Below are 220 nucleotides of genomic sequence, written 5' to 3'. Positions count from 1 at the left end.
GCTCCTGCTGGAGCGCCTCTCCGACGCCCGGCGCAACGGCCACCCGGTCCTCGCGCTGATCCGCGGCACCGCCGTCAACCAGGACGGCGCCAGCAGCAGGCTCACCGCCCCCAACGGCCCCGCCCAGCAGCGCGTCATCCGCCACGCCCTGGCCAACGCCGGACTCGGCCCCGCCGACGTGGACGTGGTCGAGGCGCACGGCACCGGCACCCCGCTGGGC

Annotated in this window: 1 protein-coding gene; it reads left to right on the top strand. The window is 77.7% G+C overall.

Annotated elements, in window-relative coordinates; translation table 11 throughout:
- The coding region (locus tag VR45_RS41455) for a hypothetical protein (RefSeq protein WP_045945159.1) at positions 1-220 on the top strand (220 nt) is incomplete at both ends.

Origin of the sequence: Streptomyces sp. NRRL S-495, assembly GCF_000966955.1 — a bacterium.
Taxonomy (GTDB): domain Bacteria; phylum Actinomycetota; class Actinomycetes; order Streptomycetales; family Streptomycetaceae; genus Kitasatospora; species Kitasatospora purpeofusca.
This window is presented reverse-complemented; position numbering and strand designations above follow the sequence as displayed.